Raw genomic sequence first — 20,354 nt, forward strand, 5'->3', positions numbered from 1 at the left:
ACTTAACTCGTACTGCCTGGCAAAGCTTTGTCTTGAGAAATGACTGGTAACCAACTATCGCATTTCTTCAGGTGCATTTACACCAAGCAGACCGAGGCCAGAACTGATTACCGTGGCCACTGCCTGAACAAGAGCCAAGCGCGCTAGAGTCATTTTCTCATCTTTAACGTTAATAAAGCGTAATTGCGGCATTTCCTTGCCTTTGTTCCACACAGCGTGGAAATATCCAGCAAGATCATAAAGGTAAAACGCAACCCTGTGGGGCTCTTGTGTTTCGGCCGCACCCTCTACTATTCGCGGATATTCTGACAGCTTTCTGATTAACGCCAGTTCCAGTTCATCATTTATAGCACTCAGATCGGCATTTGCTAGATCTTCGAGCCCGACAGACAGATGCGGCACTTCATTTGCAGCCTGGCGGAAAATGGAAGCGGTCCGGGCATGCGCATATTGCACATAGAAGACCGGATTATCTTTGCTCTGTTCGGTGACCTTTGCAAAATCGAAGTCAATCGTGACCTCGGACTTGCGATACATCATCATGAAGCGTACGGCATCAACGCCCACTTCTTCCACCACATCACGCAGCGTGATGAAGTTACCTGCGCGCTTGGACATCTTGAGCTGTTCGCCATTGCGCATCAGATTGACCAGCTGACAAATCTTGACTTCCAGACCACCCTCACCCTGTGTGATGGCTGCAACAGCAGATTTCAGCCGTTTGACATAGCCACCATGGTCAGCACCGAGAATATCGACCTGTTTTGAATAGCCCCGTTTGAACTTGTCAAAGTGATAGGCAATGTCATTGGCGAAATATGTGTTGCTACCGTCAGACTTCTTCAAAGGACGGTCAATATCGTCGCCAAACTCAGTTGACCGGAACAGTGTCTGTTCACGATCTTCCCAATCATCGGGAAGCTGCCCCTTGGGTGGTGGCAAAGTGCCCACATAGACATGTCCCTTGTCAGACAGCCATTCGATGGCTTCCTTTACCCGATCCTTCTCGCCATAGATAAGGCTGCGTTCGGAGAAGAAGACATCATGATTGACATTGAGGGCGGCAAGGTCACCCCGGATCATCTCCATCATCGCATCAACAGCATAGGCCCGCACCAGAGGCAACCATTCCTCTTCGCTTGCCTTTTTCAGCTTGTCGCCATGTTCCTTGGCCAGCGCCTCGCCAACAGGCACGAGATAATCGCCCGGATAAAGACCATCTGGAATGGTGCCGATATCATCGCCCAGCGCCTCGCAATACCGAAGGAAGGCAGACCGTGCCAAAACATCCACCTGCGCCCCCGCATCGTTGATGTAATATTCGCGGCAAACGTCATAGCCTGCAAAATCCAACAGATTGGCAATGCAATCCCCCAGCACGGCGCCACGCGTGTGGCCCACATGCATGGGGCCGGTCGGGTTGGCGGACACATATTCGACATTGATCTTCGAGCCAGCCCCGAGATCGCAACGACCGAACGCCTCACCGGCCTTGACGATCGTCTTCACCAGACCCCGCCAGAAATCATCGGACAGCGCCATATTGATAAAGCCCGGACCGGCGACATCCACCTTGGCCACATCCCTGTCCTCAGCGAGCGCTTCAGCGATTTTGTCAGCAACATCGCGCGGCTTCATGCCAACCTGTTTGGACAGGACCATCGCAGCATTGGTGGCCAGATCACCATGGGCCGCATCGCGTGGAGGCTCGACAATCACACGGGACAGGTCAAGCTCTGAGCCATCGCGTGCCGTCAATCCGATCTCGCTGATTGCAGCCTTGACCCGGTCGGTAAAAATAGTAAAGACGTTCATCTTCAATCCTGTATGATCGTCGGCCAGTGGCGGGGCGGTTCTTGTTGAAACTCGCCTCAAGTAGCGCGCATCTGGCACTGATTGCTAGCAGTGTAGAGGGTCAGGACACCCGGACGCCATCGCTTTCGTCTATTCTCAAGCGACAAAGCATCACATGGAGCCCCAACCCGCAAAAATCCATATGTTCGGGGATAGGATCTAACCCAAATCCGGGGTGACGTCAAACAGACGTTGATGTTCCTGAATGGCAAAACGGTCTGTCATACCAGCCACATAGTCAGCAACGCGACGAGCAACGAGTTTCCGTGGCGCTCCATCAAGGTCAAACTGCCAGTTTAGCGGCATCATATCAGGTGCATTAAAGTGATAGACAAAGAGATCTTCAAGCACCTTCTCCGCACCACGCATGATGCGCATGACATGGTCTTCCCGATAAACATTATGAAAAAGAAACTGTCTGATTCCCGTCACGGCAGCGGTCATTTCGCTGGAAAAGTGAACAATCGTCTCCGACGCATTGCGCACATCCTCGACCGATTGCGGAGCCAGCCTCTTGAGATTGTCCATCGACGTATTGATGACATCCTCAACCATCCGCGTGATCAGCCTGCGAACAATTTCATGGGCCGTGCGTTCTTCAGACAGCCCCGGATAGGTTGCCTCCACCTCTTTGAGCAAGTCGCAGACCAGAGGCACATCCCGCAATTGATCCAGAGAGATCAGCATCGCACGCAAGCCATCGTCAATATCATGGGAATTATAGGCGATATCGTCCGCAATGGCAGCCGCCTGCGCTTCGATGCTGGCATAGGACCAGAGCATCAGGTCCTGTTGCTCGGCATAAACGCGAATGGCATAGGGAAGTCCGCCTTCATAATGCCCGATCCCCTTCCCGTCCCGGTCGGTCAGCGGTCCATTATGCTTGACGAGCCCCTCGAGGGTTTCCCAACTCAGATTGAGGCCATCATGTTCTGCATAGCATTGCTCTAGCGCAGTCACGGCCCGCAAGGACTGGGCATTGTGATCAAACCCGCCATAAGGCTGCATCACCTTGTTGAGCGCCCGCTCCCCCGCATGGCCAAACGGCGTGTGTCCCAGATCATGCGAAAGTGCCAGCGCTTCAGCCAGATCTTCATCAACAGACAAAGCCCGCGCAATGGAACGGGCGATTTGTGAAACCTCCAGCGTGTGGGTCAGGCGCGTTCGGAACATGTCCCCTTCGTGATAGAGAAAGACCTGCGTCTTTGCCTGCAAGCGCCGGAAGGCCGAGGAATGAATGATACGATCCCTATCTCGCTGGAAGGGGGTGCGCGTGGGACTGGCAGCTTCTTCAAACAAACGCCCTTTGCTTTCATGAGGCAAAACAGCATAGCGGGCGCGCGGCTGCGCACCAAATCCGATCGCTGACACCATTATTCTTCCATTCCAAGTTCAAGAATTTTAACACGCACCGCCAAAATGGTTGACTTGCGCTCTTTCGATCTTAACTATCATGAGAAAGAGTAGGCTTTGTGAAGCCCCATTTATAGGTGTAATTCTCCATTTTTCAGGCAAAACCGGCCTGTATCAAGCACTTCTGGCCAAAATAGGGGCCTTAGTAGAAGCGCGGATGGGAAATGAGACAGGAATATCCAAATGTCAAACCCGATCACAGTGACAGATAGTGCCATCAAACGAATCGCCACCATCCTTTCCAAGGAAAAGGATGGTTCCATGCTGCGCATCTCCGTGAGTGGTGGTGGCTGCTCCGGTTTCCAGTATAATTATGACATTGTGACGAGCAGCGAGGACGATGATCTGGTCATCAACAAGGATGGCGCAACGATCCTTTTCGATCCGCTCTCTTTGCAATATATGGAAGGGGCTGAAGTTGATTTCGTCAGCGACCTGATGGGCCAGTCCTTCCAGATCCACAACCCGATCGCCAGCGCATCTTGCGGCTGCGGTACGAGCTTCTCGATCTGACCGGCTGCCCACACGCCGCGGGCATGACAACTCACACTTGACCATAAATGCCCATCAGCAAAGAGGCCACCCATGCGCATCGCCACTTGGAACATCAACGGCATCAAGGCTCGTCATCCCAACCTACTAAGGTGGCTGGAAGAAGAAAAGCCGGACATTGCCTGCCTGCAGGAAATCAAGTCCGTCGATGAAGCCTTTCCGCGCGCGGACATTGAAGCACTGGGCTATAACGTGGAAACCCACGGCCAGAAGAGCTTTAATGGTGTGGCCCTTCTATCCCGTCTGCCCTTTGAAGAGGTCAATCGCGGCCTGCCCGGCGACGATGAAGACGAGCAGGCCCGTTTTATCGAGGGTATCTTCTCAACCGACAAGGGGCCACTGCGCGTCGTGAGCCTCTATCTGCCGAACGGCAATCCGGTGGAGACAGAAAAATATCCCTACAAGCTGAACTGGATGCGCAGGCTCATCGCTTGGTCAAAAGACCGTCTCACACTTGAGGAAGCCTTTGTTCTTTCCGGCGACTATAATGTCATCCCGACGGCAGATGATGTGCATGATCATGATGCCTGGTGGGGCGATGCCCTATATCGCACAGAGACGCTTGAACTGTTCAGGGAGTTAAAGGCCCTCGGCCTTACCGAAGCCTTCCGCGCCTGTAATGGCACGCCACACCAATATTCCTTCTGGGATTATCAAGCCGGCGCCTGGCCGCGCAATCACGGCATTCGCATCGACCATCATCTGCTCTCGCCAGAGGCGGCAGACATGCTGAAGGCGTGCGAAATCCAGAAAGACACCCGTGATTGGGAAAAACCGTCTGACCATGTGCCGGTCATGATGACGCTCAGCTGTTCACAGTCATAGGCGTTGCCTAAAACAGAGATGAAAGCCAAAGCGGCGGACAATCAGTTTGCCGCCGCTATCCAACCATTCATTCGTTATCCAACCATTCATTGGCAAGAGATACGGCCTTTTTGCGCGTGGAATCATCGGCCAAAGCAAAAGCGGCTTCCTGACGGTCCAGCACTTCGGGATTGGTTGCATCCAGCATCCGAGCAATTGTCAGCCACTTGAGCCCGTTGACCGGTTGCTGCGGCAGAATGCTGCCTTCAAGAAGCAACTCACCCAATTCCAGCTGGGCACCAATATGCCCCTTGCGGGCGGCCTTGCTCAGCCAGCGTGCAGCCATTTTGGGCTCTATCTTGCCATCGGATTTGTCCAGATAAGACATTGCCAGATGATATTGTGCATCCGGATCGCGGAAATAAGACGCAGCATATTGCAGAAAATCACGCGCTTTTCCTGGATTGGGATCCAGTTTACCCTTGATTCCTGAGCGCACGAATGCACTCAGCTTCACAATGGCGTTTGAAACATAGCGCGCTTCAACAGACCCCGGCTGCGCATCCCCATAGCGTCGCACAATACCATTGAACAGATCGAAGGCTTGGCTGGGATCCTTGACGACCCCGTCCCCTTCTTCATACATCCGCCCCAGCTTCCACTGAGACGCCATATGCCCATTGTGCGCAGCATAGGTCAAAGCCTGCACAGCGGTGGACTTGTTGCCAAATTTGTAGGCTTGCGCGCCGAAGCGAAACGCTTCATCGGGGCTGGCTTGCCCTTCTTCGATCGTGCGAGGATCGAAGGCATGGGCAGGCAAACTCCCCACGGCTCCAAATAAGCCGATCAGGGTCAAAGTCTGCAATAGATTTACCGCAAAACTTGTTTGACGCTTCATGAAATACCACTTGTCTGCTCAGCACAAAGACCCTTACGTCTCAACGCCTCACAGCCCCAGTCTCCTGTTTACCCGGCAGCATCGCTCCCAATCGCCGGGCGCCGTTTGAATATCGCTCTTCCCCGAGTGACTTGTTTTAATGAGATTTCTTGAAACCTATCAAAACCTCAAAAATGTCACTTCTGTGACGGGTTTTCATTAACTTTTATCTCTGCCCCGTTCAACTGTCTCGAAGCTGACTCCATAATGTGGCTGAACACGGGCATAAGGCGTTAAGCGTTATGGTTAACGAAACCTTTTTCATTCTGGCGTGTCTTTTCTGCAACGCCCTTGGCCCCCGATTCCTGCGCAATCCCGTAGCATAAGTAATTTTAACCATATTCCAATTTTCTGTAACGGGGGCTCATTTGAGGTTAATCTAATTGGCATAGTTTGAAATAAAGCCAACCAGGGGAGGAAAAAATGCCTAAACCAGCCATAAAAGCCAAGGATGCCTCTCTCGACGAGACAGACGGCAAAACTGAAGATCTGGCAAAACTGGAAGAGGTGCTGGTACAAAGCCAGCCGGACGAACGCTTAGCCACAGCAGCATCAATAGCGCCATCATCCCCTGACACCCCGCAAGAAGAACAAAAGCCGCGCCCTTCCCTTTATGAAATGCGCCACGATCCAAGTGAAATTCGCCGTGTCTTCGAGCATGGGGTCTATCCCTACAAGACGAAGATGAAACGCCAGACCTACGAAAAACAGAAGAGCCTCTTGCAGGTAGAGCTCCTCAAGGCACAAAAATGGGTCGAAGAATCCGGCGAAAAAATTGTTCTTCTTTTTGAAGGACGAGATGCCGCAGGCAAGGGCGGCACCATTAAGCGGTTTATGGAACATCTCAATCCACGCACAGTAAGCGTTGTGGCGCTGAACAAACCAACAGATAGAGAACGGACCCAATGGTACTATCAGCGCTATGTGGAGCATCTGCCCGCTGCTGGCGAAATGGTGCTGTTTGACCGCTCTTGGTATAACCGCGCAGGCGTTGAGCGTGTCATGGGGTTCTGCTCACCGAGCGAATATCTCGAATTCATGCGCCAGACGCCGGAATTCGAACGCATGATCCGCCGCTCGGGTATCCGTTTGTTCAAATACTGGTTCTCGGTAACGCAGGAAGAACAGCGCCGCAGATTTGCATCAAGGGAGACCGACCCGCTCAAACAGTGGAAGCTCTCCCCGGTCGACAAGGCGTCTCTGGACAAATGGGATCAGTATACTGAAGCCAAGGAAGCCATGTTTTTCTACACCGATACGGCAGACGCTCCCTGGACGATCATCAAGTCCAATGACAAGAAGCGCGCGCGTCTCAACTGTATGCAGCATTTTCTGGCGTCCCTGCCCTACCCCAACAAGGATCGTCACATCGTCCACGGCCCTGATCCGCTGATTGTTGGAAGCTCGGGGCAAGTGATCGGCAATGACGAACATATTCTGGGCAAGAGCCTCAGCCCCACAGACTGAGTTCTGCAGGCACTCACATGCCAAGCTGATGGCTGACACCGAACACACAAAAGGCTGCATCATGCGGCCTTTTTCATACCCACCCGGTTCCTCTAGGCAGCTGTTCCGTAGATTAGATCGGCGCGCTGCTCAAAGGCAGACGAAAACTTTTTGAAAGCCTTGTCAAACATCGTTCCCATTAAACCAGAGAGCATCCGGCTACGGAATTCATAATCGATGTAAAAAACCACATGACAGGCCCCGGGCTCTCCCTCGATGGGCTCGAAGGTCCAACGGTTTTCCATATGCTTGAAAGGCCCGTCCAGATATTCGGCAACAATCTGGTTCTGATCCGGCAGAAGTGTCACCTTGGAGGTAAAGCTCTCGCTGATCATCTTGTAGGCCACAACCATGTCCGCGACAAGGATCGCTCCTTGGGGCGTTTCCTTGCGGCCCCGAATATGGAGCGATTTGCAAAGCGGCACAAACTCGGGATAACGCTCGACATCGGCCACCAGCTTGAACATCGCTTCGGCGGAATGCTTCACTTTATGACGGGTCTGGAATTTTGGCATATGGGCAAGGATCTCCAATCACTGACCAAGCTTGGCGCGACGAGCAGCCTTCAGCTTTTCGAAATCTTCCCCTGCATGATGGGAAGACCGCGTGAGTGGATTGGCCGAAACCATCAGGAAACCTTTAGTGTAGGCAATCGTCTCATAGCCTTTGAATTCCTGCGGCGTCACGAATTTGATCACCGGATGATGCTTCTTGCTCGGCTGCAGATACTGCCCGATGGTCAGGAAGTCCACATCGGCAACGCGCAGGTCATCCATCAACTGGAGCACTTCGTTACGCTCTTCGCCAAGGCCAACCATAATGCCCGATTTGGTGAACATAGTCGGGTCCAGTTCCTTAACGCGCTGAAGCAGGCGAATGGAATGGAAGTAGCGTGCGCCCGGACGCACCTTGAGATAATTGGATGGAACCGTTTCCAGATTGTGGTTGAACACATCAGGCTTCGCCGCCACAACGGTTTCCAGCGCGCCTTCCTTACGCAGGAAGTCCGGCGTCAGAACCTCGATGGTCGTTTCCGGTGAAGCATCGCGGATAGCGAGGATCACGTCAGCAAAATGCTGTGCGCCCCCATCTTCCAGATCGTCACGGTCAACAGACGTGATCACTACATGCTTGAGGCCCATCTGAGCCACCGCACGGCCGGTATTTTCAGGCTCGTTTGGATCAAGAGCATTGGGCATGCCGGTTGAAACATTGCAGAACGCGCAGGCACGGGTGCAGATCTCGCCCATGATCATGAAGCTGGCATGCTTGTGCGACCAGCATTCACCCATATTGGGGCAACCGGCTTCTTCGCAGACTGTTACAAGCTTGTTGCCGCGAACGATGTCGAGGGTTTCCTTGTAGGCCTTGGAGCCAGGAGCCTTGACGCGGATCCAGTCCGGCTTTCTCTGGATCGGATTATCAGGCCGATGGGCCTTTTCGGGATGGCGGGGTTTGGCAACCACCTTGCTCACAGTGTCTGCCTTGTTTGAAACGGTATCAATGATCGTAACCATTCAGGTTCCTCGTCATCCCTATAAAGTCTGGTTGATCAGCAATATCCAACCTTTAGCAGGCGGTCAAGCCGATCAGGATCGAACTTTCTGATAGACAAACAGCACCAGAATTGCGCCGAGTGTCGCAATGATCGTGGTATCCAGAAACGCATTATTGACGAAATGGACACCGAACTTTCCAGCAATAAAACCACCGACAAATGCCCCGATCAGCCCCACAACAAGGTTTGTGAGCAAGCCATGATCGGAATCTGTCACTTTTTCAGCAATGAAGCCGGCGATAATGCCGACAATAATCCAACCGATAAACCCCATGTTCCTACCTCTTGATTAAAATATGCAAGCGGACCCCATATCCGTCCTCTTACATACATAGCATCTGTGAGAGGGCAATCAAGTTCCCTACGCGGGGCAGACGATGATACGCCTGCCCCGCAACGCTCACCACGTAGTTTTAAATTGGAGGATCATTGGCCTATACGGCTCATAATCACGTCTGGATCACACGACCATAAGCGTCACGAACCGATTCCGGCATCATTTCCGAAAGAGTCGGATGCGGGAAGATGGTTTCCATCAGCTCTTCTTCGGTGGTCTCCAGCCCCATCGCAACACAGAAGCCCTGAATAAGCTCGGTCACTTCAGCACCAATCATGTGGGCGCCGAGCAACTGGCCGGTCTTCTTGTCAAAGATGGTCTTGATCATGCCTTCCGGTTCACCAAGCGCAATGGCCTTGCCGTTGGCGATGAATGGGAAGCGACCAACGCGAACGTCGAGCCCTTTTTCCTTGCAGGCCTGTTCGGTGAGGCCAACTGAGGAAACCTGCGGATGGCAATAGGTGCAACCCGGGATCGTGCTCTTGTTCATTGGATGAGGTTTGAGTCCTGCGATTTTCTCAACGCAAATGGTGCCTTCATGCTCGGCTTTATGGGCCAGCATCGGAGGACCAGCAACGTCGCCAATCGCATAGACACCTTCAACATTGGTGCGGCCATATTCGTCAATCACGATGCAGCCACGATCGGTTTTGATGCCGAGCTTTTCAAGGCCGAGATTCTCGATATTGCCCTGAACACCGACAGCGGAAATGATACGGTCAGCCTTGATGACTTCGGTCTTGCCACCTTTCTTCTCGATGGTAGCCTCGACATTGTTGCCGCCCTTCTTGACGCCCGTCACCTTGGCTTCGGTCAGGATCTTGATACCCTGCTTTTCAAGGGACTTGCGCGCCATACCGGAGATTTCATCATCTTCAACCGGCAGGATCTTCGGCATCATTTCCACGACCGTTACATCAGCACCCATGGTGTTGAAGAAGCTGGCAAATTCGATACCGATCGCGCCGGAACCGACAACCAGCAGGCTTTTCGGCATGATGTCCGGCTTGAGAGCGTTGAAATAGGTCCAGATCAGTTTCTGGTCCGGCTCAAGACCCGGAAGAACGCGCGGGCGAGCACCGGTTGCCAGAATGATGTGCTTGGCCTTGTAGGTTCCAGCGTCATCACCAGAAACAGTGATCGAGTTTTTGCCTTCAAGAACAGCTTCACCCTTGATCACGGTGACCTTGTTCTTCTTCATCAGGAAGCCAACGCCTGTGTTCAGTTGCTTGGAAACGCCACGGGAGCGCTCGACAACCTTCTGCAGGTCAAAGCTTACGCCTTCAGCAGAAAGGCCATAATCCTTGGCATTCTGCATGAAGTGATAGATTTCTGCGGAACGAAGCAGAGCCTTGGTCGGGATGCAGCCCCAGTTAAGGCAGATGCCGCCCAGTTCGTTCTTTTCAACGATTGCCGTTTTGAGACCAAGCTGCGCCGAGCGAATGGCAGTCACATAACCACCGGGTCCAGAACCGACTATAATTACGTCAAATTCAGTCTGTGCCATTTTGAAAATTCCTCTAAATCACCTCAGACCCCTCACCGGACTTGCTAGGTATCCCTCTCTTCCCTGAAAAAAGAAAAGCTGGAAAAACCGATTGTCCGGGAGCCGATCGCGCCATCGGCGCGACCGGAAAAGTCAGGAGGCCGTCGGGATTAGACCAACATGCTCATCGGGTTTTCGATATAACCCTTGAATGCCTTGAGCAGCTCAGCGCCCAGAGCACCATCCACGGTGCGGTGGTCGGTAGAGAGGGTAACGGTCATCACGGTCGCAACCTTGATTTCGTCACCTTCAATCACCGGACGTTTCTCACCAGCACCCACGGCCAGAATGGTCGAATGCGGCGGGTTCACCACAGCAGAGAAGCTCTTGACGCCCATCATGCCCATGTTGGACACAGCGGTCGTTCCACCCTGATATTCTTCAGGTTTAAGCTTGCGTTCCTTAGCGCGCTTGCCCATGTCTTTCATCTCGTTTGAGATGGTGGACAGGGCTTTTTCCTCAGCCTTACGGATGATCGGCGTGATCAGACCACCTTCGATGGAAACAGCAACACCCACGTCAACATGCTTATGCTTGACCATGTTGTCAGACGTCCAGGAGACGTTGGCATCAGGCACATCACGCAGAGCAAGAGCCAGAGCCTTGATCACCATGTCGTTGACAGACAGCTTGTAGGTCGGCTTGTCGTCTTTGCGCGGAGCCGAATTGTTCAGCTGGCTACGCAGAGCGAGCAGGTCGTCCAGTTGGCAGTCAACCGACACATAGAAGTGCGGAATGGTCTGCTTGGCTTCGGTCAGACGCTTTGCAATGGTCTTGCGCATGCCATCGTGCGGAACCAATTCGTAAGAGCCTTCAGCGAAGTTCTTGAGAACCTGTTCGTCGGACGGACCGGCAGAAGCAGCAGCGGCAGGCGCCGGAGCGGCAGCTGCTTTTGGTGCGTCTGCAGCAGCCGGAGCACCGGCTTTGGCAGTGCCCGCTTCAATCGCAGCATCCACATCGCGCTTGACGATACGGCCACGCGGGCCGGTGCCGGAGATCTTGGCCAGATCCAGATCATTGAGTTTGGCCAGACGGCGAGCAAGCGGAGAAGAGAAGATGCGGTTGCCATCAGCAGCCGTTGGCGCAGGGCCAGCAGCCACATTGGCTTCGGGAGCAGCAGCTGCAGGAGCAGCCTCTTCCTTGGCCGGAGCCGCATCAGCAGCAGGTGCAGCAGCCGGAGCACCAGCGTCAAAGCCGTCCAGTGCAGAGGCGTCTTCACCTTCTTCCAGAAGCAGGGCAATCGGAGCATTCACAGCAACGTCAGCGGTACCAGACTCGACAAGAATCTTGCCGATGGTGCCTTCGTCAACAGCTTCCACTTCCATGGTTGCCTTGTCGGTTTCGATTTCAGCAATGACATCACCGGAAGTGATCTCGTCGCCTTCTTTCACCAGCCATTTGGCAAGCGTACCGCTCTCCATGGTTGGAGAAAGGGCCGGCATCGTAATTGTTACAGGCATAATCTCTCTCCTTTAAGCGGTGTAGGTGACAGCTTTAACGGCACCAATCACCTCGGCAACGGTTGGCAGAGCCAGCTTTTCGAGGTTTGACGCGTAAGGCATCGGAACATCCTTGCCGCAAACGCGAGCAACCGGTGCGTCCAGATAATCGAACGCCTGATCCATGACGCGGAAAGCAACTTCCGAAGACGTAGAAGCCTGTGGCCAGCCTTCTTCGACAACAACACAGCGACCGGTCTTGATAACCGAGCGGATGATTGTTTCAGTGTCCAGCGGACGGATCGTGCGCAGGTCGATGACCTCGGCTTCGATGCCTTCCTTGGCCAGCTCTTCAGCTGCATTGAGAGAATGCTGCATGCCCATGCCGAAGGAAACGATGGTCACATCCTTACCCTTACGAGCAATCTTGGCCTTGCCGAGAGGAACAATAAAATCATCAACATCAGGCACATCGAAGCTGTGACCATAGAGGATTTCGTTCTCAAGGAAGACAACAGGGTTGTCAGACCGGATCGCAGACTTGATGAGGCCCTTATAGTCAGCAGCGCTGTAAGGATGCACAACAACAAGGCCAGGAACCTGGCTGTACCATGCGGTGTAATCCTGAGAGTGCTGGGCAGCCACGCGGGCAGCAGCGCCGTTCGGACCACGGAACACGATCGGGTTGTGAATCTGGCCACCAGACATATAGAGCGTCTTGGCGGACGAGTTGATGATGTGGTCAATCGCCTGCATGGCGAAGTTGAAGGTCATGAACTCGACGATCGGACGCAGACCAGCCATAGCAGCACCGGCAGCAAGACCGGTAAAGCCATGCTCGGTGATTGGCGTATCGATCACGCGGCGCTCACCGAACTCGTCCAGCATGCCCTGAGAAATCTTGTAGGCACCCTGATATTGAGCCACTTCTTCACCCATCAGGAAGACGTCGTCATCGCGGCGCATTTCCTCGACCATGCCGTCACGCAAAGCTTCACGAACGGTTTGGGTCTTCATCGGTGTGCCTTCCGGCACTTCCGGCTCGTCTTCAACATCGGGCAACGTTACCGGTGCTTCGGATTTTGGCTCGGCAGGAACCGAAGCAGGAGCCGCTGGCGCTTCTTCAGCAGCAGGTGCAGCATCGGTGGAGACATTGTCCAGAGCGGAAGCATCTTCGCCTTCTTCGAGGATCAGGGCGATCAGTTCATTGACTTTGACACCCTGGGCGCCTTCAGCAACGACGATTTTGCCAAGAGTGCCCTCTTCGACAGACTCAACTTCCATGGTGGCTTTGTCGGTTTCGATTTCCGCGATCACGTCGCCGATTTCGACCTTGTCACCTTCTTGCTTGACCCACTTGGCCAGATTGCCTTCTTCCATGGTTGGGGAGAGGGCCGGCATAAGTACTTTAATTGGCATAATTCAATCCCTTCACCTTACAGAGGCATATAAATATCGGTCCAGAGTTCGGATTCATCCGGCTCAGGATTGGACTGTGCAAAGTCGGCAGCGTTGGAGACGACGGCGCGAATATCCTTATCGATGGACTTCAGCTCGTCTTCGGAAGCAAAACCACCATCAATCAGACGCTGACGCACCTGCTCGATCGGATCATGCTCATTACGCATTTTCTGCACTTCTTCCTTGGAACGATATTTCGCCGGGTCGGACATGGAGTGTCCGCGGTAGCGGTAGGTGATCATTTCGAGGATATAAGGCCCCTTGCCCTCGCGTGCCCATTCAATGGCGCGTTCAGCAGCAGCCATAACAGCGCGTACGTCCATGCCATCAACCTGCTCACCAGGAATGCCGAATGAAATACCGCGCTGGGAAAGATCTGTGTTGGATGAAGAACGCTCAACCGAGGTTCCCATGCCATATTTGTTGTTTTCGATCACGTAGATCGCCGGCAGGTTCCACAGCTTCGCCATGTTGAAGCTTTCATAAACCTGGCCTTGGTTGGATGCGCCGTCGCCCATATAGATAAAGGAGACATTGTCATTGCCACGATACTGGTTAGCAAAAGCAAGGCCGGTGCCGATGGAGACCTGAGCCCCTACGATGCCGTGACCGCCGAAGAAATTCTTCTCGCGGCTGAACATATGCATCGAGCCGCCTTTACCCTTGGAGTAACCGTCTTTACGGCCGGTCAATTCGGCCATCACCCCTTTGGGGTCCATATCACAGGCCAACATATGCCCGTGGTCACGATAAGAGGTTACCACCTGATCGCCGTCTTTGGATGCCATCTGCATGCCAACGACAACTGCTTCCTGTCCAATATAAAGGTGACAGAAGCCGCCGATCATACCCATGCCATAAAGCTGGCCGGCTTTCTCTTCGAAACGGCGGATCAAAAGCATTTCACGATATGCGTGAAGTTCCTGATCCTTATCAAATTCTACAATTGTGCGATTCACCGGGGTGCGGGATGCCCCCTTCGCCGCCTTCTTGGCGGCGCTAGACGCGGATGCTGCCATGTTGCTGCTCCCTAAAGCGTTTCCATGTATGTAAGATAATTTAGGAAGCTCTAATCTGCAATTGAAGATCGCGCGAGTAATCCACCGAAAAATAATCGCTAAGCCATTGTTTTTTATAAATAAAATACACTTAACCGGATTTCGGTTAAAATAAATCTGTCACCCATATTTCAGTTAATTATTGAAAATAACGATCTCATTCGGATCAGCGAGATCAAGATAGGCGCGAGCCCGTTCGTCCATCATGTCAGGATCAAGAGTATCCTTACGGAACAAAGCGATACGATGTTCGGCGGCTTCACGCTGATACCGCAAGGAAAGCAAATCAGCCTCCAAAGCGTCAGCCTGCACCTTCATGCCTGCAAGCGCATACACGCCATAGCCGCCATGCAGCGTATGATACACGAAATAAGCGATAACAAACAGGAAAAAGAAGGGCAGCACCAATTGGCGCAATACAGAATTTTTTCGTTGGCGTGTTGCCATACCGTACACCCTACACAACTCGGTTATCAGGCAGTACGCAAAACCTTTTCTGCCTGACACGGTTACCATTTAGCCCCCTTAGCGTTAACAAACGCTTTCCAAAAACCCACCAAACACGAAATTTGCATATTTTTTTGGTTTATAAAAAGTTAATCAATTCAATAAGTTAATAAATTACTTACAAATCACTTCGAGCCGACCCATTCATTTCCTTGAGTGTGTCAAAATGAAGCTGCACTCCTTTTTAGGACAGGAATAACAAGCATTTGACCTTGATCCCGAGAGAGGATCAGCTCACAAGTAACTACAGCCTATGCCGCAAGGAGAAGAGCAGGCACATTATCGTCTCATGTGCTTTCAAACTTGCTGACAGCCAAGCCAACGATCGGGGCCAACACATGCATATCCATAGCAGACGCCTTCCTGTTTTTACGGACCTGCGCGATTTCATTAAATTCTGCGAGGAGCAGGGTGAGCTGATCCGCATTTCAGAGCCGGTCAGCATGAAGCTTCAGGCAACGGAATTGCAGCGCCGCGTCATGACAAAGAACGGCCCTGCCCTGCTGATAGAAAACCCGATCAAATCCGATGGTACACTCAGCGCCATGCCGGCATTGATCAATCTGTTTGGCACGGTCAAGCGAGTCGCTTGGTCTCTCGGCTGCAACGAAGAGGAACTCATCGCCTTTGGTGAATTCCTGGCCTATTTGCGCCAGCCTCAACCACCCGAACGCTCGGAGATTCTTCCTGCCATTGGCCCACTACTGAAGGCAGCCACCAGCCTTAGAGGCAAAGTACAAAGCCGAGCGCAATGTCAGCAAGTGATCCATACCGGTGAGGATATCGATCTGGATACCCTCCCCATCCAGACCTGCTGGCCTGAAGAGCCAGCGCCGCTTATTACATGGCCCATTGTCATCACAAAGCCTGCCGCAAGTGACGAAATCAAGAGTTATAACTGGGGTGTCTATCGCATCCAGCAGGCCAGCAAGAACACGCTTATCATGCGCTGGCTGGAAAATCGCGGCGGAGCGGCACACTTCAGGCAATGGAAAGCGCAAGGGCAAGACATGCCCATCGCCATTGCGATTGGCAGCGACCCGGCAACGATCATGGGGGCAGTCACCCCTATTCCGGAAACCCTGAGCGAAGCACAATTCTCAGGCCTGTTCCGGGGCAAACCGACTCAGCTGGTCAAAGCCAAGACCCAGCCGCTGCTCGTGCCAGCCAATGCCGAAATCGTCATTGAGGGCACGGTATCGGCCACTGAGACTCTACCCGAAGGTCCATACGGCGATCACACCGGCTACTATAATGCCGTGGAGCAGTTCCCCAAGGTGACCGTCACCGGCATCACCCATCGCAAGGATCCGATCTACCTGTCGACCTACACAGGCCGCGCCCCCGATGAACCCTCGGTGATTTCAGAAGCCCTCAACGATGTCTTCATGCCGCTGGTGCGACAGGCCTTCCCTGAAGTCGTCGATTGCTGGCTGCCACCAGAAACGGCCTCCTACCGCGTCGCCGTCATTTCCATTGACAAACGCTACGCCGGACAGGCCCGCCGTGTCATGATGGGCATGTGGTCGATGCTGCCGCAATTCAACATGACCAAGCTGATCATCATCGTTGATTCTCACATCAACGCCCGAAGCTGGGAAGATGTCATGTGGGCCGTTGCCACCAAGGCAGACCCTGCCCGCGATCTCTTGCGCGTGGACAACACCCCCATCGACTATCTCGACTTTGCCTCCCCCTTAGAAGGGCTCGGCGGCAAGCTGGGGATTGACGCAACTGACAAGATCGGGTCGGAGACGAGCCGCGAATGGGGCCGCGAATTGAAAATGGACCCGAAAACCATTCACGAGGTCGACGATCTGGTCGCCAAGCTCAAACTCTAAAACCAGAGGGCAGGACACGCTTCACCATGCAGGACAGAAAAAAGATCGGCCTTGTTGTCACCGGCGCATCCGGCTCGCTTCTGGGCTTTCACGCCATGAAATTGATGAAAGCACTGAAAGAAAGCGGCCAGCCACTAGAGCTTCATCTGCTCATAACGTCTGGCGGAGAGACAACGGCGAAGCTTGAACTAACCGAAGGGCAAATCGAAGAACTCAAGGAATGCGCCGACCATTGCCATGATGATCACAATCTGGCCGCGTCCATCGCTTCTGGCTCCAATCCTCTTGATGGCCTGCTTTTTGCTCCCTGCTCCATTCGCAGCCTTGCCGCCATTGCCTATTGCCAGACCGACAGGCTATCGATACGAGCGGCAGACGTGATGTTGAAGGAGCGCCGCAAACTTGTGCTGGCCGTTCGGGAAACCCCGCTGCATCTGGGACACATTCAGGCCATGGAGCAAGTAACCCGCATGGGCGGGATCATAGCTCCGCCGGTTCCGGCCTTCTATCTCAAACCAGAAAGCATTGACGCCATGCTTGAGCAAAGCGCCGCGCGCCTGCTCTCCCAGCTTGATATCGACGCCTCCTCCATTTTGCAGCGCTGGAGCTAGAGAAACAAATCGCAACCGGCACCCGCGATTGCCTCTTCGGGATAAAAACGGAACAAACGCAGCAAGAGACCTGACAGACGACACCCCATTGGCTAAAGTCCCTTGAGGCAAACGCAATCACAGGGGGATAAAATGCTGCTTTTGCGTTTATTCGGGGTCACACTGATCGGCTTCTGGCGACTTATCATTGGCATCATTCTTGGTACGATCCTCTATATCTACTGCTTTCTTTATCAGGAGCAGATCTATACGAGCGTGCATACCGCATCTCGCATTGTTATCGATTGGATCGACCACCAACCCTATATCCTCGCCTATGCCAAATGGTTTGAGCTTCTCAAGATAGACGACAAGCTCGCCTTTGCGCTCTATGTGCTATTCGGACGCCTCGCCTGGATGCTTATTGAAAGCAGCTGGCATTTCCTCCTGCGCAAAAGCACGCGATAACTTCAAAACATCACCAATCAGCGAAACCTGCAGCCCTTGAGCCGCCAATCTCGTTCACAGATACACCGACGGGCGCTTTCATTGTCTCTCGCCAAGGACTAACACAAATAGAGGCTCGTGATAGCCACGAGCCATTATCCTCTTTAAAACAGTACTTTCTTTAAATTATATTTCATACCCAATGAAATTATATTATTTCATTTCCAATGCAATATATTTCAAGAAACAACGTGAGATTGCTCTTGAAATAATCACGCTTTTGAGATAAATACACCCACGGTCGGCAGTTCACCAAGGCGTCACTACTTCTTTGAAGAGCTAAACCTGCCACCATAATGACCCGACACTTATCCCCGTGCCGCGTCGCAAGAGTGACCACGACTGACAATGATCGGCACAAGTCGAGGATAAGTCATGTCTAAACAAACGATTCCCTTTCAGGTCGACGATATTTCTGCGCTTGCCAAATCCCTTAAAATGGCAGCCGGACAAGCCAACATTGCACCCAGTCATGTTGAATGGCTCAATGTTTTGGCGCGGGCGGCCGGTTATAAGAATTTCCAACATTTCAGAGCCAATCACGCAGCAGAGCAACGGCTAGCAAAGCCCTCTGGACCGATTGAGGCAATTGATCATCATCTCATCGAACAAACCTTGCGCCATATAAGCTCGGAAGCAACCTTACTCCGTTGGCCAAGCAGGAAGGCGCAAAAAGACTTGTGCCTCTGGTGGCTCTGGTCTCTGTTCCCCGCTCATGCCTCTCTCACAGAAGGTGAGGTCAACACCTTGTTGAAGAGCAAGAATGGCTTTGAGGATCACGCGATCCTGCGCCGTGCTTTGGTGGACCTACAATATCTCACACGCACAGCAAACGGCGCCGAGTATCGACGCAAGGAAATGCCGCCGCCAGCAACGGCCCGCACCTTCATACAGCTGATGAAGGCCCGCAAGGAACAGACAGGCACACCATCCAGAACCTGATTGCCCGCCGCCAGTCTGAACGACCGTTCGAATTCCCTTTGAAATCCATCGTGGCACATGCAGAGAAATGCCCTGACTTGAAAAAGCTTGGCAAAACTGCCCCACGGGAAAGCGAGATAGTATGCCCGCTTCACTGCACAAAATCATGGCCAGGAGCCAGACCATTCATACCAGCAAAGGCCCCATCGAATATGCATGCAATGGAAACAGCCAAGCTCCAGCCTGCCTTCTCATTCACGGAGGCATGGGCGGCATCGACCAAAGCGCCTTACTTGGCATCGCCACACTTGGTTCGTGCCCCGCAATCAGAACAATCCCCCTATCCCGACCGGGCTATCTTGGCTCACCCCTCTCTGGCCGGAAATCTCCAAAAGAACAGGCCGACCTCTTTGCCGGCCTGCTGGATGAATTGCAGATAGACCGTGCGGCGATCATGGCCATATCAGCAGGAGGCCCATCAGCGATCGAGTTTGCGGCGCGATATCAAGACAGATGCGCCGCACTCATACTTGTTTCATGCTGCACCACGCTTTTACCAGTCAAACGAGCTATTCGTATGAGGCTTGGCCTGATGAGTTTGCTATCGAAGTCCGAGAGCGCGATCGCATGGTTACAAAAGCGCGCCAGACAGAATCCGGCCAAAACGGCAAGCCGATCCATCTCAGATCCGGCATTGCTAAAGCAGGTAAAAGCCGACACGGAGGCATGGCCCCTAATGCAAGCCCTACAAGACAGTCTCTTTGACAGGATGCCGCAACGGCTCCCTGGCACCATCAATGACACACAGCAGCTTAGCAAAGAAAGAGATAGTCCCTTTGCTTGCATCCAGTGCCCAACCCTGATCATTCACGGAGAGAGAGATCCCGTCGTGCCATTCGACCACGCCTTGATCGCACAACAGACGATCAAGACTGCCGAGCTTCACCCCGTTAAGAACGCAGAGCATGTTGCATTGTTTACGCATCTCGAAGAGATACGCAGCTTGGTCGGCTCTTTTCTTAAAGCGCATCAAGCAGACACAGCAAAGACATAGCATCTCCCGGCTCCAACGAGGCGGGCCGGAACCCCTATTTCTGCCCTGCCCGTTATTCCGCCGGTACAGAACTCGTGTTGACTGGCAAGAAGACCGAAGAATTGATCAACTTACGAACCACTGCAAACCAATAGAAGATATAGGCAATGCCGCAGGTAATTATGCTCAGAATGAACCAAAGCACAGCATGGCCAATAATCTGCCCCAGATTGAAGTCGACATGCAGGCGCGCCAGTTTGCCACCATGCTGGTCAACGAGGAATGTCTGGTTCAACGGTGCTTTTGCCAGATAATAGGGCGCGATCACGGCACCAAACCCCAAAGTAATAACGCTGAGAAAAAACCAGAGAATAATCAGTCCCAGAGCTTCCAGCAATTGAAACTCACATTTGAAACCACTCATTTATCAAAGTCCTTATCTTGATATTCAAGCATCGCCAAGGGCCTGTCAGCCCCTGAAGAATCCGGC

General features: G+C 53.0%; 20 protein-coding genes. 8 read left to right on the forward strand and 12 right to left on the reverse strand.

Annotation, left to right across the window (positions count from 1 at the left end; genetic code table 11):
• Positions 1 to 54: 54 nt before the first annotated feature.
• Both argS and BM258_RS09140 read right to left on the reverse strand, forming a co-directional pair.
• The gene (gene argS, locus BM258_RS09135; RefSeq protein WP_090071406.1) at positions 55 to 1,815 is read right to left on the reverse strand and encodes an arginine--tRNA ligase; all 1,761 of its coding nucleotides are present in this window, start codon (positions 1,813 to 1,815) and stop codon (positions 55 to 57) included.
• 198 nt (positions 1,816 to 2,013) lie between these two features.
• Positions 2,014 to 3,228 carry a deoxyguanosinetriphosphate triphosphohydrolase gene (locus BM258_RS09140; protein WP_090071408.1) on the reverse strand — a complete coding sequence of 405 codons (1,215 nt, stop codon included), beginning with the start codon at positions 3,226 to 3,228 and terminating at the stop codon, positions 2,014 to 2,016.
• A 222-nt stretch (positions 3,229 to 3,450) separates the two neighbouring features.
• Here BM258_RS09140 and erpA point away from each other — a divergent pair, with 222 nt between their 5' ends.
• Together erpA and xth are read left to right on the forward strand one after the other, a co-directional pair.
• Positions 3,451 to 3,780: an iron-sulfur cluster insertion protein ErpA gene (erpA, locus tag BM258_RS09145; protein ID WP_090071410.1), complete on the forward strand. Its 330-nt coding sequence runs from the start codon at positions 3,451 to 3,453 to the stop codon at positions 3,778 to 3,780.
• 72 nt (positions 3,781 to 3,852) lie between these two features.
• Positions 3,853 to 4,644, forward strand: a complete 792-nt coding sequence (xth, locus tag BM258_RS09150; protein ID WP_090071411.1) for an exodeoxyribonuclease III — start codon at positions 3,853 to 3,855, stop codon at positions 4,642 to 4,644.
• 67 nt (positions 4,645 to 4,711) lie between these two features.
• Here xth and BM258_RS09155 read toward each other — a convergent pair whose 3' ends face one another.
• Positions 4,712 to 5,521 carry a tetratricopeptide repeat protein gene (locus BM258_RS09155; protein WP_090071415.1) on the reverse strand — a complete coding sequence of 270 codons (810 nt, stop codon included), beginning with the start codon at positions 5,519 to 5,521 and terminating at the stop codon, positions 4,712 to 4,714.
• 462 nt (positions 5,522 to 5,983) lie between these two features.
• Between BM258_RS09155 and ppk2 the strand changes: the two genes are divergently transcribed.
• Positions 5,984 to 7,027: a polyphosphate kinase 2 gene (gene ppk2, locus BM258_RS09160; protein ID WP_090071417.1), complete on the forward strand. Its 1,044-nt coding sequence runs from the start codon at positions 5,984 to 5,986 to the stop codon at positions 7,025 to 7,027.
• Between the two features lie 92 nt (positions 7,028 to 7,119).
• Here ppk2 and BM258_RS09165 read toward each other — a convergent pair whose 3' ends face one another.
• The 8 genes from BM258_RS09165 to BM258_RS09200 all read right to left on the reverse strand — a co-directional run bounded on the left by BM258_RS09165 (position 7,120) and on the right by BM258_RS09200 (position 14,912).
• Positions 7,120 to 7,581: a type II toxin-antitoxin system RatA family toxin gene (locus tag BM258_RS09165; RefSeq protein WP_090072151.1), complete on the reverse strand. Its 462-nt coding sequence runs from the start codon at positions 7,579 to 7,581 to the stop codon at positions 7,120 to 7,122.
• 18 nt (positions 7,582 to 7,599) lie between these two features.
• Complete coding sequence (gene lipA / locus BM258_RS09170; protein WP_090071419.1) at positions 7,600 to 8,583, reverse strand: lipoyl synthase; 984 nt, start codon at positions 8,581 to 8,583, stop codon at positions 7,600 to 7,602.
• Positions 8,584 to 8,655: 72 nt separating this feature from the next.
• Entirely contained in the window at positions 8,656 to 8,898 is a 243-nt protein-coding gene (locus BM258_RS09175; RefSeq protein WP_090071421.1) for a GlsB/YeaQ/YmgE family stress response membrane protein, read from the reverse strand.
• A 175-nt stretch (positions 8,899 to 9,073) separates the two neighbouring features.
• Positions 9,074 to 10,468 (reverse strand): dihydrolipoyl dehydrogenase, encoded by a 1,395-nt coding sequence (lpdA, locus tag BM258_RS09180; RefSeq protein WP_090071423.1) that lies wholly within the window; start codon positions 10,466 to 10,468, stop codon positions 9,074 to 9,076.
• A 149-nt stretch (positions 10,469 to 10,617) separates the two neighbouring features.
• Positions 10,618 to 11,967: a pyruvate dehydrogenase complex dihydrolipoamide acetyltransferase gene (locus BM258_RS09185; RefSeq protein WP_090071425.1), complete on the reverse strand. Its 1,350-nt coding sequence runs from the start codon at positions 11,965 to 11,967 to the stop codon at positions 10,618 to 10,620.
• A 12-nt stretch (positions 11,968 to 11,979) separates the two neighbouring features.
• Positions 11,980 to 13,365, reverse strand: coding sequence for a pyruvate dehydrogenase complex E1 component subunit beta (locus BM258_RS09190; RefSeq protein WP_090071427.1), 1,386 nt, complete (start codon positions 13,363 to 13,365; stop codon positions 11,980 to 11,982).
• Positions 13,366 to 13,382: 17 nt separating this feature from the next.
• A complete protein-coding gene (gene pdhA, locus BM258_RS09195) occupies positions 13,383 to 14,426 on the reverse strand; it encodes a pyruvate dehydrogenase (acetyl-transferring) E1 component subunit alpha (RefSeq protein WP_090071429.1) in 1,044 nt (347 codons plus the stop codon).
• A 174-nt stretch (positions 14,427 to 14,600) separates the two neighbouring features.
• Positions 14,601 to 14,912, reverse strand: coding sequence for an FtsB family cell division protein (locus BM258_RS09200; RefSeq protein WP_175528016.1), 312 nt, complete (start codon positions 14,910 to 14,912; stop codon positions 14,601 to 14,603).
• Positions 14,913 to 15,310: 398 nt separating this feature from the next.
• Between BM258_RS09200 and BM258_RS09205 the strand changes: the two genes are divergently transcribed.
• The 5 genes from BM258_RS09205 (at position 15,311) to BM258_RS09225 (ending at position 19,885) form a co-directional block, all read left to right on the forward strand.
• Positions 15,311 to 16,813 carry a UbiD family decarboxylase gene (locus BM258_RS09205; protein ID WP_090071433.1) on the forward strand — a complete coding sequence of 501 codons (1,503 nt, stop codon included), beginning with the start codon at positions 15,311 to 15,313 and terminating at the stop codon, positions 16,811 to 16,813.
• Between the two features lie 26 nt (positions 16,814 to 16,839).
• Entirely contained in the window at positions 16,840 to 17,424 is a 585-nt protein-coding gene (locus BM258_RS09210; protein ID WP_090071435.1) for a UbiX family flavin prenyltransferase, read from the forward strand.
• 132 nt (positions 17,425 to 17,556) lie between these two features.
• Positions 17,557 to 17,871, forward strand: coding sequence for a hypothetical protein (locus BM258_RS09215; RefSeq protein WP_090071437.1), 315 nt, complete (start codon positions 17,557 to 17,559; stop codon positions 17,869 to 17,871).
• 414 nt (positions 17,872 to 18,285) lie between these two features.
• Positions 18,286 to 18,852 carry a DUF2087 domain-containing protein gene (locus tag BM258_RS09220; RefSeq protein ID WP_090071439.1) on the forward strand — a complete coding sequence of 189 codons (567 nt, stop codon included), beginning with the start codon at positions 18,286 to 18,288 and terminating at the stop codon, positions 18,850 to 18,852.
• A 121-nt stretch (positions 18,853 to 18,973) separates the two neighbouring features.
• Positions 18,974 to 19,885 (forward strand): alpha/beta fold hydrolase, encoded by a 912-nt coding sequence (locus BM258_RS09225; protein WP_090071440.1) that lies wholly within the window; start codon positions 18,974 to 18,976, stop codon positions 19,883 to 19,885.
• A gap of 52 nt (positions 19,886 to 19,937) precedes the next feature.
• Here the strand turns inward: BM258_RS09225 and BM258_RS09230 are convergent, their stop codons facing one another.
• Complete coding sequence (locus tag BM258_RS09230) at positions 19,938 to 20,288, reverse strand: DUF6693 family protein (RefSeq protein WP_090071442.1); 351 nt, start codon at positions 20,286 to 20,288, stop codon at positions 19,938 to 19,940.
• Positions 20,289 to 20,354: the final 66 nt, after the last annotated feature.

This window comes from Cohaesibacter marisflavi (assembly GCF_900115225.1).
Lineage (GTDB): Bacteria > Pseudomonadota > Alphaproteobacteria > Rhizobiales > Cohaesibacteraceae > Cohaesibacter > Cohaesibacter marisflavi.